Below are 15,512 nucleotides of genomic sequence, written 5' to 3' on the forward strand. Positions count from 1 at the left end.
TGGAGTCGGCCAGTTTGAGTCGTCCGCCGGCACAGCTTTGGATGACCGAGTTGGCGGAGAGCCGGCAGTTTTATGGGTACAACACACGGCCGCTTCCAGACCTTGAGCGGACCACCGCTTGCCGCGGGAGGCGGCCGTTCGAATGTTGAACTAAGCGCCTTAGCCGGCACGCTACCGAAGTGGCCAAGAGAAATGGGACCTGAATCGTACGGTGCAGCGGTTGAGTGGAGGAATCGCCGTCATGCAACTCTTGGCTGTAGCGGTCACCTCCGCAAGCCTGCGGATCACGACTGGCGTAAATGCAAACGTCCACTGATATTGGATCTTCCAGTCGTTGTAGCTCAGGTGCTTAAGGAAGGCATCGAACGGTACAGCATCATGGGAACGTACATAAGAGCCAGCAATGCCCTTGAGTCCGCTATGCGCTTGTTGGTGAACCATGATGACTCATGGAAAATGTTGACTACACCGATCACGTCTTCCGCGAAGATGAGTGGCAAGTTGATACCAGCCCCACATTTGACGGCTTCGAGGCCGGCATGATCAAAGAACATTCGGCGCAGCGCCTCAGGAGTCTGACACTAGAGCGTTTGCCTGTTCTCAACGACAGTTGAGATCAATTCTTGGTTGTCGAGTTTCTTGGTCCCACCAATCGGAAATATCTCGGGGTGCGAACTCCAAACTCGTGTGGCCTCCAGACTTCCTTTCATTTCAACTGAAGAAATGGTGAGGAGTCGGTAGCCTACTTCAGTCTGGAACGCCTGTGCCGTTGCGGAAAATATCGACTCAATACATCTTCCGCTCGAGATGGCATCCGTAATGCGTGCCATATATGGTGCGATCATCTTCTTTACCTCTTGGTCATTTCCAGCAATTGGACGTCCCTTGGTTACCCTCATCGCTTGGCAAAGCCGACAAGACTGGATAGCCAAGTGTGTTCAATTTATGAGTTTCTGTGCGGTTGGTCGCTGCCACTATGATGACAATCCATACCACGCGAACAGAGATGCCGATGGCAATCCCCTCGGCCCGTTGCGCCCGCTACTGGCATTCTTTCGAGAGAGAGTCCCGGCGGTGGCTCAAGATTGCTGGACGTGCGGGATGGCAAAGCGACCTACGGCCGGCCATGCCCGAACGTCCAGCGGCCCTTGTGCTTTCCCCCGGAGGCTCGCAGCAGGCCTCCTGAGAAGCAGGGCTGGGCTAGTGCAACTCCTTGCCTTCTGTCTCGGGAATCAGCATCGCCAGCAAGACAGTTGCCAGCATGAACAGGTTAATCATGGTAGTTGTGGAGCCGAAGGATGAACCTCGTGCTATCAGAACCCCAACCACACTGGGGGCTGCGATGTTGGCCACGCGCTGCGCGAACACCGCCCAGCTATAGCCAAGCGTTCGCACCCGGGTCGCGTACAACTCGCCAATCCAGGTGTCCCACACTCCCCAGGCGCCCATACTGAAGAAAGCCAGCGCAAAGTTTGCGGCGTAAAGCATTGTCATGCTCTGGGCGTTGGCGAACGCATAGCCGGCCACCACCGACATGCCGATAAACCCAACGATCACGCTTTTGCGGCCAAACTTGCCAGTCAGGAACGACGCCGCGATATAGCCCGGGATCATGCACACCGCCGAAATTGCCATGAAGCCGTAGCTCTGCGGCAAATTCAGCCCGCGCTGCTGCAGCAGGGCCGGCAGCCAGGTTTGCATCCCCCAATATCCCCACGAGAACGTGAAGTTGACGGCAATCTGCAAGAGCGTGACACGGCGTGCCTGCCCTGAGAACAGCTCTCGGTGTGTGCCGCTATGCTGGCTCTTCTCCACGAATACGCGCGTCGACGGTGCCACCTGTACGGCTCCGCGACTCAGCTTTGCGATCACCGCCTTGGCTTCGCCTTCGCGTCCCACAGCCGCCAGCCAGTAGGGCGATTCCTGAACCCACCATGCAATCACCAAGGCCCATACGCTCGCCAGCGAACTCAGCCCAATGATGCCTCGCCAACCTAACGGCAGCAGCCAGACCGAGACACCCAACGCGAGCAGCATCCCGATCGGCCAGCCCGACGCGAGGTACACGGTACAGGTTCCTCGCATCTTCACTGGGAGCAATTCCTCGAAATGCACGAATGTCACCACCATCATGCCCACGCCGGCCACGCCTGCGAGAAGGCGCAGTGCGTAGAGCGTACCGTAGTCCGGCGCCATCGTACTGGCCAACGAGATCAGTCCGTACAAGACAAGGCTGATGATGATGGAGCGCTTACGGCCCAACCGCTCCGAAATCTTTCCCCACCACAACGAGCCGATCAGCATGCCGACAAAGATGGCGCCGATCAGGTTGCCCACGGCCGCTGGATCGAGCTTGAACTCCTTGCCGATCAGCGGCGCCGTGTAGACGATAATCATCATCTCCCACGCCTCGATTGCGAAAACCACGAACAAGGCCAGACAGCTCTTCAGGTGTTCGCGGGTAAGCGGAAGCTGCTCGAAGAGCTTCCCGACGGCAATGCTGTCCGCGGCTAGTGGCGGCGCCGGTGTGCGGTGTTTCGGCAATTCTGCCTGTTGCGCCGCGCCTGCCGCATTGGTGGATATCTGAGTCATTAGTGTTCTCCCTTGCCTGTCGATGTCAGGCACGCACGATATTGCCGATAGGCGCGGGCGCGCGGAACAGCCCAAATGCCTCGATCTCGGATTCCGGCGGCGGCTCGCAACTGCCCACGCGGCTCGGCGTCCAGCCGAAACGGCGCTTCATACCTGCCAAGGACTCGGCCAACTTGAAAGCCGCTACTACGGGGTCGATCACTGGTACGCCGATTTCTGCCTGCACCTGCTCGAAGAAGCCGAATTCGATGGTGCAGCCGAGCACGATGGCCTCAGCCCCGTCCTCCTCCACAGCTCGCTTGGCCTGTTCCAGGATCCGCCGACGGGTCACGGCATGATCACGTTGAAACTCGTCCACGCCCATGCCAAGCGGGCGCATCGACGCCAGTCGATCGATGGCGCCGTACTCGCGCACTCGTGCTGTCATCTGCTCGATCCACTTGTTGCGCCCGACAATGACCGAGAAGCGGTTGGCCAGGTTCGCGACCACCTGCAGACTCGCTTGGCAAGGGCCGACGACAACCGTCGATCCCGAGATCTCCCGTGCATCCTCCAGCGCCGGGTCATAGAAGCAGCCCACCACCAGTGCATCGGTGCCATTGCACGCGCAATCGCGCGCGACGCGTACCGTGCGCTCGTAGATCAGCGCCTCGTACGAACGGTATTCCAGGTGGGTAGGCGTTGGCGTCATGTCGAACGAAACCACTTCGACTTGTGTTCCGGGTTGCTTGATACCGTGCAACAGATCAGCAATTGGCGCGTCGAAAGCCGGCGAGCCAATTGGGTTCAGCCAGCGGACGGTGACTGGCACGTCGACAGGCTGGTTGGGCAGGGTTGCATTCATGCGAGATTCCTCCATTAGAAGCTCTTCACCAGAGCCATGGTCAGTGAATTGGCATGCGGCAGGTTCGCCGAATGGTAGTAGCCGAAGTTCACGTTCGCTGAGATATAGACGCCGTACTTCGCCAGACCCGTGTAGGTCATCGAAGGACCGATCTTTCCCTCGCGCATCTCTGAGAAATCGGATGCGCTGTGGTTGTAGACGCTGTAGATGTGGTGAATGCCCAGCCAGAGCGACGGAGTAACCTGGTAGCCTCCGGCGATGTCGGCGAACCAGAGGCTAAGCCCGCCCCGCAGGTATCTGACATCGCCGTTGCCGAGGTCCGTCGCGTTGTGACTGCGATCGGTGTAGTACAGCCCGACCGGCGTGAAAGAGACGCCCCATTTGCCCACCTGCAGGTAGTTGGACAAGCTCAGGCTATAGGCAAAGCGGTTGCCACCGGCACCAAAACCGGACACGTCCTTGTTCCCATTAGGGAACTCGATCATCAGCGTCGGGCTGGTCCAGAAGGTGGTGTAGTTTGGAGAGCCGTAATCGCTAGTTGGCTCAACGACGTTGTAGTAGTACTCAAAGCCAATGTTCGGCGACGCAATACCCGTCCCCGTGCTCGAAGACCCTCCAGCGGGCGTGGCATAACCTGGAATGACGCCAGCCCACACTTCGAACTGGTCTCGCTTCGTGCCGGTGAAGCCCGTCTTGGAGAAATAGGCTACGACCGTATTCGCACCAGCCCGGATATTCCCGTCAGAACTGCGATTGACTACGGGAAACGACTCGATCGCCCACGAGCCAGGGACGCCCGCCTGCCCGAAGCCGATAAACTGATCGGCCTGGGCACTTCCAGTAATGCCCGCCGTTAGGGCGAGCGCAGCCAACGCGCGGATGCGCGGCAAATGAAATGCCTTCACAATGTCTCTCTTGTAGTTGAAATAATCTGCGGCACGTGGGTAGTCGAGAGCGCCGCAGGGTGCTGCAAAGACTAGGACATGGCTTCCTCGACCTCGGCCACAGTCTTCGGGATGTGCGGGCCGAGCACGTGCGCGCCCTCTCCGCCGATGTGGACCACGTCCTCGATTCGCATGCCGCCGAATTCGCGGAACGCATCGAAGCGCTCGTAACGGATGTACTCGGCGTGTCGCTTCTCGGCTCGCCAGCCATCGATCAGTCCTGGCATGAAGTAGATACCTGGCTCGATGGTCATGACCATGCCTTCGCGAAGCCGCTTGCCCATTCGCAGGTAACTCAGTCCAAACTGGGAACTGCGTGACACTTCGGCGTCATAGCCGACATAGTCCTCGCCTAGTGCCTCCATGTCGTGTACGTCCAAGCCAAGCTGATGTCCCAACCCGTGAGGAAAGCAGATGGCATGGGCTCCGGCAGCGACGATTTCCTCCGGCTCGCCGCAGAAGAATCCCATTTCACGCATGCCCCGCACGATGTCAATGCTGACATCACGGTGGACGTCAAGGTAGCGCTTCCCGGGACGCATCGCGGCGATCCCAGCTAGCTGAGCGTCCAAGAGCAACTGGTACATTTCGCGCTGCCTCGTATCGAAGCGGCCGCTCACCGGCAACGTGCGTGTGACATCGCTGGCGTAATCCAGCGGGCTGGCGGCGCCGGCATCATTGACAACCAAGTCGCCAGCCTCCAGGCGCATGTCGTAGACTTGTGCATGCAAGCCCTCTTTGCGTCGCGTGAAGATGGGTGCGTACGCCTCCTGCACGCCATGGCATTGCGCCAAGCGCCGCATTTCGCCGACTACCTCGCGCTCCATGACGCCCGGGCGGCTAATGCGCATTGCTGCGCAGTGCATGGCGTGCGTAACGTTTAGCGCCGCTTCAACCTGTGCCACCTCTCCGTCGCTCTTGATTTCACGCAATGCGACCACGGCACAAATGAGCGCGACTGACGCGCCTTCTGAAACCGCACCCGCCGGCACACCCAGCCACCGCGAGAGGTCCATTGTCGTGCGTGTCTGATAGGGCGGTAGATAATGCACTGTGCGCCCCTGTCGGTGCTCGGCACCGATCACCTCGTCAAGTGCCGCCAGCGGATGAACTGCACTGATGCCAGCCTGCTCCGCCTGCGCCGTCAATCGCGGCTGCTCGCCAAGCCACAACTCGTCATCGGCAGAGGCGTCGTCGCCAAACAATATTTCTGCGCCGCTGTCAGCATCAATGACGGCGACCAAGCCGGGACGGCTGATACCAAAGAAGTAGCTGAATGACGAGTCCTGCCTGAAGGGATAAGTGTTGTGCGCAAAATTGATTGCGGTGCATTCGTTGCCAGGGAACAGGATCAGGCCCGATCCGATGCGCGCGCGGAGGGCTGCCCGCCTGGTGCGGTAGATGTGCTTGTCGAACATGGGAACTCCACTGAGAAACCTGAACCCGCGTTAGATCGCGACCCCATAGATCGCCTGGGCCTGTGTCGGACTCAAGTAGCCGTTTCGCACGTCCTCGCGCACCGCCTCATGCGAACGCAAAGTCGGATCGCCGTAGCCCCCGCCAGCGCCCGTACGCACGCGGATCACGTCACCTTGATTGAGCATCAGGCCACTGACCATGGCGTGGCGCTCGGCGCCGCCGTCCCTGCGCACCACCTCGATGTAGTTGGGGGTGCCATCGACACCATCGGCCAGCCCCCACGGCGCCACCTTGGAGCGCGTGTAACCGCAGGTCAGGAAGGTGTTGTCGGAGCGCACACGGTAGTCGATGCGGATGCCGTACCCGCCCCGGTACTGGCCATGGCCACCGGGTTCATCGTTGAGCGTCATGCAGTCAACGTACAGGCCATAGCGCGCCTCGCAGATTTCCGCCGGGCAATTGTAGGTTTCGCCATGCAGGCCGGAATACATCGCGCTGTTGCCATCGCGGCCGTCCTCGCCACCCCATCCGCCGATCTCCGGCTCGACCAGCGTGAAAACGCGGCCGGTATCTGGATGCACGCCGCCGATGATTGTGGCGCAGACTGAGGCGAAATTGCCGGCCGGAAGCCGGCCTGGCAGGTACGTGGCCAGGCAACGCAGGATCAAATCGTAGGCGCGGATTAGGTTCTCAAAGTAGAAGCCCTCCGCGGCGGGCAAGCAGGCATCGAACAGAGTGCCCGGTTTGGTCAACACCTTTAGCGGACGGAATGTGCCGCCATTGGTCGCCGCCTGCGGCGCAGTAAATGCCTTGAAGGCCATTTGCGCAGCAACGATGGTGCCGTCGCGGCTTAGGTTTGTCGGGCCGGCCGACTGGGATGGGTTGTCGCACAGGTCCACGATCATCTCGGTGCCCGTGAGGTCTACCGTGACGCGGAATATCTGCCCATCGTCCTGCAACTCCTCCATCGTATAGCGCCCGCGCGGGGCATTCTCCAGCGCATGGCGCGAAACGCGCTCACCGTGATCCATAAAGTCACTGATCGCTTCGACGAATGCATCCACACCGTACTTACGCGTCAGCTCGACAATCCGGCTCTCGCCGCTGCGCACAGCCGCGATGCCAGCCCATAGATCGCCTTCCATGAAATCGGGCATGCGCGTGTTGGCGCGCAGAATCTGCATGACTGAACGCACCGGCTTGCCGCGGGAAATCAGCTTAACGCCAGTCAGACGCAATCCCTCCTGGAAGATGTCGGTTGCGTTGGTGCTGAGCGAACCCGGTACCATGCCGCCTACGTCGTTCCAATGCGCGATGTTGGCGGTCCATGCCACCAGGCGGTCGTCAGCGAACACCGGCATGGTAAGTACCACGTCGTTCAGGTGGGTTACCGCGCCGCTGTGAGGATCATTTGTGATAAAAATGTCGCCCGGCTCGATCTCGCCCGGCTGCGCGTGCTGCTCCAGAACGGAGCGCACGGTCTTATCCAGCACACCAACGAAAGCTGGGATGCCAGAACCAGAACTGGCGATCTGCCCTTTGGCGTCGGTGATGCCAGTGCCCATGTCCAGCACTTCATAGATGATCGGGCTCATCGCTGTCTTGCGCATGGCGGCGAACATTTCGTCGGCAATGGCCTGAAGCGAGTTCTGGATGATCTCCAGCGTGAAAATATCGGTACGGCTCATGATGGGTTGCCTCGCCTTCAGATAATGATGTGGATGTTGCCCAGGCGATCTACGCTGGCACGGTTGCCCGGATGAACGACGATGGTTGTCCCTGCGTCTTCGATGATCGCCGGGCCGTTGAACGCCATACCCGGCTCCAGGCGAGCGTTGTCGTAGATAGTCGCTTGGTGGATGCCGTCGAGCGCGTAATCCACTGCCCGCGTGCCTTTAACCGCGGCCTCAAGGGAAGCGCCGGTAACAGCCAGCTCTTCCAGATCGAGCTTTCCGATTTCGGCTACCGCCACGACGTGGAATCCGACGATTTCTAGCGGGGCATCGAGGCGGTACGTGTACTGCTGCTCGTACAGCATGTGGAAACGCGCCGCTATCGCAGCCCAGTGCGTGTCGACTCGCTCGCCGGGCTGCATCGGCACTTCCACGGCATGTTCCTGGTTCTGGTAGCGCAGCTTGCAATGCATTGCCACACGCACGTGTGCGGGGTCGACGTCCTCTTGCGCGTATTGCTGGCGTGCCCCTAACGTCAGTTCGTCAAGCAGACCCTGTGCTTCGGCGGTCGCGCCTTCTCGGCTCGCTTCAAAAAAGCGGTTCACGAACACGTCGCGGCGTAGGTCTGACATGGTCATACCCCATGCCGAGAAAACCGACGCGCCGCGTGGAATCACTACCTTCTTGACACCAAGCTCCTGCCCGAGCGCGACAGCGTGCATGGCGCCGCCGCCACCGAAAGCCACTAGCGTAAATTCGCGCGGATCGCGGCCTCGATTGAGCGAGACAAGCTTGAGCGCATTGACCATGTTGTCGTTGGCGATGCGAATGATTCCGCGTGCCACCTCTTCGCGCGACATGTTCAGCCGCTGCGCCAAGGGCTGCAGCGCTCGACCCACGGCCTCCATGTCGGCCACGATCTCTCCGCCACAGAAGTATTCCTTGTTGATTCGACCAAGCACCAGATTGGCATCAGTAGTAGTGGCGCTGGTGCCACCATTGCCGTAGGCGGCGGGACCGGGGGAAGCGCCAGCCGACTGCGGCCCGACGTGAAGTTTGCCGAACGCATCGGTCCATGCAATGGAGCCACCGCCGTTGCCGATTTCAACAAGATCCACCACTGGCACCATGATGGGATAACCCGCATTGGTGCGGTCGCGCTCAATCCAGTAATCGGTTTTGATGGCAACCTGGCCGTTCTCGATCAGCGAGCACTTTGCCGTAGTGCCACCGATATCAAGCGCCAGCACGTTGGGTTCCCCGATCAAGCGCCCCAGTTCGGCCGCCCCCCAAAAGCCGCTGGCAGGACCGGACTCGACCATGGTGATAGGAATTTCCCGCGCGTGCGCCACGGTGTCCACGCCGCAGTTGGACTGCATCACATACAGTGGCGCGCGGTAGCCATTGCTACGCAGCCCATCTTCCAAGCGACTCAGGTAACGCGCCGCGATCGGCTGCACGTACGCCGACAGCACGGCCGTGCTGGTGCGCTCGTACTCGCGCCATTCGCGTGTGATCTGATGGGATGCCACCACCGATACCTCCGGCCACAGGCGCCGCACTTCGGCCAGTACGGCCTGCTCATGGGACGGGTTGGCGTACGAGTGCATCAGACAAACGGCGATAGCTTCCACCCCTTCACCGCGAAAGTCGTTGACAATCTCCGCCACGCCGGACAGGTTCAGCTCTTGCCGCTGTGTGCCGTCAAAGTGGATGCGCCCCGGCACCTCACGGCGAAGATAGCGCGGGACAAACGGCGCCGGCTTCACCCAGCTCAGGTTGAAGAAGTCAGGTCGATTGGCTCGCGCAATCTCCAGCGCGTCACGAAAACCTTCGGTCGTAATGAGGCCGGTTCGCACGCCACGACGCTCCGTCAGGGCGTTGATGACGACAGTGGTGCCATGCGCAAGGAAGCTCACCGCATCGAGCTGCACATCCGCCTTGCGCAGTACGTTCAGGATGCCCTGCTCAAAATTGGGGGGTGTGGTGTCGGACTTCGCCGTGCGAATGCGTTGCTTGCCAGTGGCAGGGTCGAACTCGAAATAGACGAGGTCCGTGAAGGTCCCGCCAACGTCGGTCGCCACGCGGACGATCTTGGACTGTTGCATAAATCTGCTTCTCCTAGCTGAATGTCGGGCGCGGCTGCATTGCCGCGCCGGTTGACATGCACTCTAAGAACAGGCAGACCGCTACTCAACAGCGGTGGCAGGTGGGGAATTGCGATACGGTAGCGTTTGACTACCCACCCGGGTAGGTTGATGAGGGCAAGCCCCGAGCTGACCGTGACGGCTCAGTGCGACACCAGCCCTTGCTGCATGGCCTGGCTGATCGCGGCGGCGCGGTTATCAACGCCGAGCTTCTGGAAGATTTGTTTCAGGTGAAATTTCACGGTGTTCTCGGAGATGTCCAGGCCACGCGCGATCTCCTTGTTGGACTGTCCGCTGGCCAGTAGGGCCAGCACTTGCATCTCCTTGGCGCTGAACTGCGAGCGCGGGCGCACTGGATGCGCCTGCCAGCCGCGAAGCTGCGACACCACAGCTCCAATGTCATGGCCTACCTCGATCTTTGCACTCGTCAGGAAAGGCAAGATTGCGGGCCCGATCTCCAATAGCAGTCCCGGTAGCCCAAACTGGGCAACAGGCGCTAACCCGGACTGAACATGAACCGGATCAACATCACCCTCTTGCGCCTTCCGGCGCGCGACCAGTGCCAACAACCGGAATCGCCAAGCGGGCAGCAGCAGCGCTGCTTCTTCGAATACGCCGGCTGCACCGTCTAGCCGGGCCAATGCCGCCGCAGAAGCACCGGTTACCAATGAGAGGCGCGCGAGGGCCAACGTGGCTGCCTCTTGGCGGCGCCAGCCAAGACCGGGCACCATCAACTGGTAAGCGCCGGACTCTAGGTCTGCCGCATGTGCTTCTTGCAGTGCCTGCGCGGCCAGTCCACATTGCGCCAGCAGATCCACGCGCCAAGCCTGGACAAGGTGGACGAGCCGATCCAGATGCCGTTTTCGCCCCATTTGTGCAGTGTGATCAAGGACGGCCAGCGCGGGCTGAAGCCCGTCTTGGCGAAGTGCTGTGCGCCACGCCACCTCCGCATGAGACGCGAAGACGTCGAGCCAACCATCGGTTTGCTCCAGCGTCTCGCGGCCGTCGCGGGTCCAGTGCCGGGTCTCCCTCCATTCGCCCTGCCAATACAGGTGCTGCGCCTTGAAGCAGCCGACAATACCCTTGAGCGAACTGTCGGTACCAAAGTTGGCCTCCGCCAGGAGCAACCCTTCCTCAATCAGACTACGCGAGGGAGCAAGCTGACCCGTCATAGCCAGCGCCAGCGCTTCATGCATCAGGCAGTAGTTCTCCCCGAGCGGACTGGCCACCACTTGCATCTGTACACGCGCCGCACGCGCCGCCTGTGCTGCGTCTGCCATACGACCCCACGCCAGTGAACCGACAGCGCCGGCGCACAGCAGCATGGCTTGAGCCAGCGGATCGCCCCCAAAGCGCTCCTGTGCTGCGTCGGCGGTGACCGGCCATCTGTCGCTGCTCTCAAAAGAGTCGAAGTAGACGTGAACCATGGCCTCAATCACCTGGTAGTCCCGTCGCAGGTTGGCCACCCCCTGCACCTCCTGTATTCCGACCGCTACCTGGGCGAGCTTGAGCAACTCCACGGCCAGCGCCTTATTGCCCAGCTTGGCCTGCAGGTAAGCGTGCATCAGTGTCAACTCGGGCTCCCCACGCCGAGCCAGGTCGTCGAACTGTCGCAACAGATTTTCCGTGTAGCGGATGCCTTTGCGCAGCACCAGCTCCCAGCCGCCGGCGTCCACGACCAGGCGTACGGCCAGTGCCGTATCAGGGGCGGCTAGGGCGTGGGCAACGGCCTGCACGAGGTCGTCATGCCGTGCCAGCCACCCAGCGGCAGCCCGATGGATTTCGCAGGCACGCGCCGCCGGCAGCCGTGCACGCAGAAAGTCCGCAAGCAGAAGGTGGTAGCGGAACCAGCTCCGATTTGCATCGAGCGGCACCAACAACGCTTCGAACTGCGAGAGCTGGCGCAGGATATCGGCGCTATCGCTACGGCCGCGCGCCACGTCGGCAAGATCAGTGTTGAAGCGCTCCAGCAATGAGGTATCGAGCAGAAATTCCCGGCAATTCTCGGGCAAGTTATCAAGGATCTGCTCCGCAAGATACTCGGCTACTTCGGACACCCGGCCGGAGAAAGTTGGAAGGCCGAACGCGGAGCCACTGCCGCGCGCGAGCCACAATCTCGCGAGCTGTAGGGCGACGGCCCACCCTTCTGTCTTCGCGTGCAGGGTTGCAAGTGCCGCCCCGTCCAGGGCCGACCCGAAGATTTGCGCAGCTTCTGACAACGAAAGGACCAAACTGCTCGCGTCCACTTCGTGCAGCAGGCCACGCACGCGTAGGGCCGCCAAAGGCCACGACGGCCGCGTACGGGAGGAAACCACCAGACGCAGCCAGTGGCCGCCATGCTCCAGCAGAGTAAGTATCACCTCGTCGACGGCCACGGATTCGGCTCGATGGTAGTCATCGAGGATCAGCGTCATCGGCTGCTCCTGGCGTGCCAGCGCTTGCAACAACGCCGCCACAGTACGCTGGGGCCGCTCGTCCAAGCTCTGCGAGCGCGCCAGTTGCGACAGCCCGCCAATGTCCAGGCCCGCTTCCTCCAAGGCCAGCAGCACATAAGCGAGGAATCGATTTACTTCTTTATCGGCCTCGTCGAGCGAGAGCCACCCCACGCGAGCATCGCCTGGCTCCCCCAGCAAGCGCGTGCGCCATTGAGCGAGCAATGTGGTCTTGCCGAAACCGGGCGCCGCAATCACGAGGGTGAGCGGCCGGGTCACGTGCGACTGCAGTTCGGCCAACACGGCCTCACGGGGCACCGAATCGACCTGAGTGTGGGGGGGTGCCAGCTTTCCGAACCACATCCAGGCGTGAGAGAAGCTGCTGTCGTTTCCGTCTGCGGGGAGCATGGTTGCGCTGCAATAAGGGGCGCTGCGCCGCCGCGGGCACCAGGCGCCGAGTAGTCCCAAAATAGGGGGCCAGTGCTGCCGGGACCGGGTGGCAACTGGCGCAAGCTTGGCATGGCCCGTCCCTCGACAGCTTCCGTATTTTCCCGAATCAAACCACCCACACGGATAGGCGCGTCCGCAAATCCCCTGCCCTCCTACCCGCATCCCGTCCCTTCCGGTGGCGACGACGGCCGTATCCTGCCGTGCTCGCAACCCGGAGGCAGAGGTCTCGCCACCGATAGCCCATGCCGACCTTGAGGAACTGTCCAGATGTCAATCTTAGGAACATGGCGTAATGAGTATGGATCCGTCATGACCCTGTCGTCGGATTTTCATACGAGCGTTGCCGGCGCCCTGCGCGGGACCTACCAGTCGTCCACCGGTTCGACAGGCAGTTATGCAGTTACCGGCTTCGCGCCCGGCAACACTGCCACGCCGCGCCTTGGCCAGCCTATCGCCTTGTCCATTTGTTGGCATGCGATTGGAGAATCTAAGCCCGACCCAAGTTGGCAATGGATGTCGGGACTGAGTGGGCAGCTTAGCCTGATTGAGGGCCGCGAGGTCCTGATGCTGTCGCACATGCTGGTGGCCTCAAGTGACTTTCCCGGCCTGATGCCCGCGGGCAGCTACATCGACAAACTCTGTTACTGGCGCGTGCAGCAAGGAAATCATGCTGACGTTGCTACGTTGCCACAGCCTGGCGAGTTGAGTGCACTAAACAACACATTCAGCGGCACTTGGCACGGCTCGGACGGATCCGCATTGACACTGGAGGTACGCCGCATCGCCGGTACTCGAGCGGCCGAGGTGCGCGGCATGATGTCCGCCGAAGGCATTGACCTACCGGTCACCGGCTTTGCTGATCCGGACTGCGATGATCATGCGATGCCGCGGTCGCTGTCACTGGCGGCAGCGAATGCTGGACTTCCTGCCTCACTATCGCTGTCCGGCATGCTCGACCCCGTCAGCGGCAAGCTCACGCTCTGCGGGCTCACGAGTCGCGCGACCGCACCGGGGGACCGTTACGCGCAGACGACCGTGTCTTGGGCGGAGTACCTTCGGGCACCGTGCTGGATAATCCCGACCTTCCAGCGCGGAAACTGCCCTTGAGATCCAACTTCGGATTTGCACCCTGTGTGCAGAACCGAATCTTTCTCGACCGATATATCTGGCCCACGCAACACAATTGCTCACAGGCCAGTCGCGATGGCAGCCCATGCCGCCATCAACGCCATACCGTCCGGGAACCCCGGAGCGGTGTGCAGGAAGGATGAAGCAACCCGCTTTGATCCCTACACATGGAGAGAACTTTGAACGACTGCATTCACCCAGAGGCTGCCGCCCGACTCTTCGGCACCGGCGAAGGCCCATCCCACGAGCGCGTTGCGCTTGCCACCGATCCCGAATCCGGCTTGCAGGCCATCATTGCGATCTACAACACCAGGCTTGGCCCGGCCTTTGGCGGCTGTCGGTACTGGACCTATGCCACTGAGCCTGATGCGCTAGCAGACGCGTTGAGGCTGTCCCAAGGAATGGCCTATAAGAACGCCTTGGCGGGCCTGCCCTTTGGCGGTGGCAAGGCTGTGATCCTGCGCAACCCAGCGCAGACCGATCGCCATTCACTCTTCCGCGCCTTCGGCCGCATGGTGGAGTCTCTGCGGGGCAGCTATATCACCGCCGAGGATGTCGGCACTACGGTGGAAGACATGCGCGCGGTCAAGACTGAAACGTCCTATGTGAGCGGTATGCCAAGCGTGGGCAGCTTCGGCGGCGACCCGTCGCCGAGGACGGCGTATGGCGTGTTTGTCGGCATTGAAGCGGCCGTCCAGTACCGCATGGATCGCCTATCACTGGCCGGCGTCTCCGTGGCCGTCCAGGGGCTTGGTTCGGTTGGCTGGGATCTGTGTCGACGCCTGCACGAGGCCGGCGCGAAACTAATCGTGGCTGATATCGACTCGGCACGTACCGAACAGGCACGGCAGCAATTCAACGCCCAAGTTGTCTCGCCCGATGCCATTACCGGAGTCGAGAGCGACGTCTTCGCGCCGTGCGCACTTGGTGCTGTCATCTCACCCGAAGTGGCGAAGACATGTCGGTTCCGCATTGTCGCCGGCGGTGCCAACAACCAGCTCGCCTCTTTGGCAGAGGGCGACACGCTTCAGCAGCGCGGAATCTTTTATGCGCCCGACTTCCTTATCAATGCTGGTGGCATTATCAGTTGCGCCCGGGATTACCTCGGTGGCACAAATGAGGCCGCGATGCTGGATGAGATCGGCCGCATCCGAGAGCGCGTCTTCGCGCTCGCCCAGCGAGTAGACAAGACCGGCGAGGCGCCTGCGCGCACCGCAGTGAGCATGGCGCAGGAGATTCTGCAGCCGATACTCCCTCGTCGACACCCGTAGCCCGTCCACCTAGTCACGCCCGTGTCGTTGCGGACAGACTCGTGTAAGGCCGGCGTACGCAGCCCAATAGCAGTAAGGCATGCGAAGCTACCGCCGGCCCAGAGCATCGTCGGCTGCTCAGATAAAAGAGCAGCAATCAAATCAGGATTGGGATCCACCACTGTCATCGGGAATTCTGTTCGGTGAGTGTCCTGTGAGCTCTCACCAGCGGTCACCCAAGAAATCTACTCCAAACGCCTTTCTCGGCGATAACGGACGCTCGCAGCGATCCTGCCCAATGGCAGAGATGGGTCGAGGCCGTGTGGAAACGTCTCTCGAATCGACCAATGCGTGCTCCCTCTGGGGCGTAGCCTGCCTTATCGAATTTTCGGCTAATTCTGTCGTGGGATGACGTCGAAACGGGCGAATAGTGCTAATGGGAGCCCTGAGGGCGATCTTCAGCCCATTTTTTTGGGCGTAAATGGGTGCTTACGCACCCACCAGGCGCATCGCCTTCATTGTTTTCGAGAATCCGAGAATTCCGAGCACACGCTTGAGGTTGTACGCCATAACATGCAGGCTCATTTCAGTACCTACATTGGGTAGCGTGCGCGTCAAGAAGTGCGTGTAGCC

The 15,512-nt window shown here is 61.0% G+C and carries 10 protein-coding genes; 3 read left to right on the plus strand and 7 right to left on the minus strand.

Annotated features, from left to right (window positions below; all coding sequences use genetic code 11):
- Positions 1 to 449 precede the first annotated feature (449 nt).
- Positions 450 to 614, plus strand: coding sequence for a hypothetical protein (locus tag AC3FKG_RS25530; RefSeq protein WP_488744452.1), 165 nt, complete (start codon positions 450 to 452; stop codon positions 612 to 614).
- A gap of 586 nt (positions 615 to 1,200) precedes the next feature.
- On the opposite strand, the gene AC3FKG_RS25535 is transcribed toward AC3FKG_RS25530, so the two are convergent.
- From AC3FKG_RS25535 to AC3FKG_RS25565, 7 genes are all read right to left on the minus strand, one after another.
- On the minus strand, positions 1,201 to 2,592 hold the full coding sequence (locus AC3FKG_RS25535; RefSeq protein ID WP_488744453.1) for an MFS transporter: 1,392 nt from the start codon (positions 2,590 to 2,592) through the stop codon (positions 1,201 to 1,203).
- 25 nt (positions 2,593 to 2,617) lie between these two features.
- On the minus strand, positions 2,618 to 3,436 hold the full coding sequence (locus AC3FKG_RS25540) for an aspartate/glutamate racemase family protein (RefSeq protein ID WP_488744454.1): 819 nt from the start codon (positions 3,434 to 3,436) through the stop codon (positions 2,618 to 2,620).
- Positions 3,437 to 3,450: 14 nt separating this feature from the next.
- Positions 3,451 to 4,341: a hypothetical protein gene (locus AC3FKG_RS25545; RefSeq protein WP_488744455.1), complete on the minus strand. Its 891-nt coding sequence runs from the start codon at positions 4,339 to 4,341 to the stop codon at positions 3,451 to 3,453.
- Positions 4,342 to 4,412: 71 nt separating this feature from the next.
- Positions 4,413 to 5,798, minus strand: a complete 1,386-nt coding sequence (locus tag AC3FKG_RS25550) for an aminopeptidase P family protein (protein WP_488744456.1) — start codon at positions 5,796 to 5,798, stop codon at positions 4,413 to 4,415.
- 30 nt (positions 5,799 to 5,828) lie between these two features.
- Positions 5,829 to 7,487, minus strand: coding sequence for a hydantoinase B/oxoprolinase family protein (locus tag AC3FKG_RS25555; protein ID WP_488744457.1), 1,659 nt, complete (start codon positions 7,485 to 7,487; stop codon positions 5,829 to 5,831).
- 17 nt (positions 7,488 to 7,504) lie between these two features.
- Positions 7,505 to 9,580 (minus strand): hydantoinase/oxoprolinase family protein, encoded by a 2,076-nt coding sequence (locus tag AC3FKG_RS25560; protein WP_488744458.1) that lies wholly within the window; start codon positions 9,578 to 9,580, stop codon positions 7,505 to 7,507.
- A 182-nt stretch (positions 9,581 to 9,762) separates the two neighbouring features.
- On the minus strand, positions 9,763 to 12,459 hold the full coding sequence (locus AC3FKG_RS25565; RefSeq protein WP_488744459.1) for a winged helix-turn-helix domain-containing protein: 2,697 nt from the start codon (positions 12,457 to 12,459) through the stop codon (positions 9,763 to 9,765).
- 309 nt (positions 12,460 to 12,768) lie between these two features.
- On the opposite strand from AC3FKG_RS25565, the gene AC3FKG_RS25570 reads away from it, so the two are divergent.
- Positions 12,769 to 13,608: an avidin/streptavidin family protein gene (locus AC3FKG_RS25570; protein ID WP_488744460.1), complete on the plus strand. Its 840-nt coding sequence runs from the start codon at positions 12,769 to 12,771 to the stop codon at positions 13,606 to 13,608.
- Between the two features lie 188 nt (positions 13,609 to 13,796).
- The gene (locus tag AC3FKG_RS25575; protein WP_488744461.1) at positions 13,797 to 14,900 is read left to right on the plus strand and encodes a Leu/Phe/Val dehydrogenase; all 1,104 of its coding nucleotides are present in this window, start codon (positions 13,797 to 13,799) and stop codon (positions 14,898 to 14,900) included.
- Positions 14,901 to 15,512: the final 612 nt, after the last annotated feature.

Source organism: Cupriavidus sp. 22TCCZM04-2 (genome assembly GCF_057798895.1).